This is a genomic window from Sandarakinorhabdus sp. (genome assembly GCF_040398645.1).
GTDB lineage: Bacteria > Pseudomonadota > Alphaproteobacteria > Sphingomonadales > Sphingomonadaceae > Sandarakinorhabdus.
In genome coordinates this window covers 1-1,775 of sequence record NZ_JBBATR010000007.1, presented here as the reverse complement: position 1 = coordinate 1,775, position 1,775 = coordinate 1, and the positions used below count along the sequence as shown (strand labels likewise).

At 62.2% G+C, this 1,775-nt stretch carries 2 protein-coding genes; both read right to left on the bottom strand.

Going from position 1 to position 1,775, the window contains the following annotated elements:
• Window positions 1-903, bottom strand: a 903-nt coding sequence (folP, locus tag ABWP50_RS02830; RefSeq protein ID WP_353216475.1) for a dihydropteroate synthase, incomplete at its 3' end; no start/stop codon positions are given.
• An 80-nt stretch (window positions 904-983) separates the two neighbouring features.
• The coding region (locus ABWP50_RS02825; protein ID WP_353216474.1) for a M13-type metalloendopeptidase at window positions 984-1,775 on the bottom strand (792 nt) is incomplete at its 5' end.

The following is a 1,775-nucleotide window of genomic DNA, read 5'->3' as shown; positions in this document are numbered from 1 at the left end:
GCCGGGGTGGCCTGCAGCCCATAGCCGCAAGGCCTGCACAGTTTCTGCCACATCGTGCACGCGCAGAAATTGCACGCCGGCATTGGCGCCGGCCAGCGCCATCGCCAAACTGCCGGGCAGCCTATCAGCCACCGGTACCGGACCACAAATGTGCGAAATCAATGATTTGCGGCTGGCACCCAGCAGGATCGGCACACCCAGACCGTGCAGCAAGCCCAGTCCTTTCAGCAGCGCCTGGTTGTGCGCCGCCGATTTGCCAAAGCCGATGCCGGGATCGGCAATGATCCGGTCGCGATCAATGCCGGCTGCCACCGCTGCTGCAATCCGATGCTCCAGCCAGTCATACACATCCAGCAACACATCTTTGTAGGCGGGGGCCTGCTGCATGGTTGCAGGCGTGCCCTGGTGGTGCATCAACACCACCGGGCAGCCGCGTTGCGCCACCAATGCAGCCGCAGCCGGATCGTGCGTCAACGCGCTGACATCGTTGACGATGATTGCGCCGCCATCCAGCGCAGCGGCCATCACTGCGCTTTTGCGCGTGTCGATCGACACTTGCACGCCGGGTTCGAGTTTGGCCCACAGCGGCGCAAGGCGGGCCAGTTCTTCGGCTGTCGTAACCTCCGCCGCGCCGGGCCGCGTTGATTCAGCGCCGATATCGATGATCCCGGCGCCGGCGGCGTGCATGGCATGCGCCGCAGCGATGGCGGCATCCGCATCGCCGCCGTGGCCGTCGCTGGAAAAACTGTCCGGGGTGATGTTCAATATGCCCATCACCAGCGGCAGCGGCGCGCGCTGGCCCAATCGCGCCAGCAACGGGCGCGGCTGGGTCAAGCGGCGGCGCCATTCATCGGGAAGATCGGCCGCATCGACTATGCCGGCGCTGCCCGACCGCGTGAGCACCTGTGCGCGGGCAAAGAAAAAGGGGCCACCGGCCAGCGGCAACCCCTCCCCTTCGCTCAATATTGGCCGATAATAGTGGTTTACCACACTTTGATCCGCTGCTCCGGCGGCAGATACATCTTGTCACCGGGCTTGACGTTGAATGCGGTATACCAGGCATCGAGATTGCGCACGACATAGGGCCGGAAATGGCTGGGTGAATGCGGATCGGTCACCAGTTGCTGCTGCAACGTGGCATCGCGGTATTTGGTGCGCCACGATTGGCCAAACCCGAGGAAAAAGCGCTGATCGCCGGTAAAGCCGCCGATCACCTTGGCCTTCTTGCCCTTCAGGCTACGCTTGTAGGCGTCATAGGCGATGGTCACACCGGCCAGATCGGCCATGTTTTCACCCAAGGTCAATTCGCCGTTGATCGTCTTGCCCGGCAGCGGTTCGTAGGCGGCGTACTGGGCAATCACCTTGTCGGTTCCCACCTTGAAGCGCACGACATCCTGCGGCGTCCACCATTCGGACAGCCGGCCGGTCTTGTCGTATTTGCGGCCCTGGTCATCGAAATGATGGGTAATTTCATGGCCAATGACGCCGCCGATGGCGCCATAGTTGACGGCATCATCGGCCAGCGGATCGAAAAATGGCGCTTGCAAAATCGCTGCCGGGAACACGATTTCGTTCCATGTCGGGTTGGCATAGGCGTTCACCGTCATCGGCGTCATGAACCACTCGCTGCGGTCCACCGGCTTGCTCAGCTTGGACACCGCATCCTTGAACTGGAATTCAGCAACCCGCCGCATGTTGCCGCCCAGATCGCCGCGCACAACAGTGAGCGCGGAATAATCCTTCCACTTGCTGGGATAGCCAATCTTCGGCGTGAA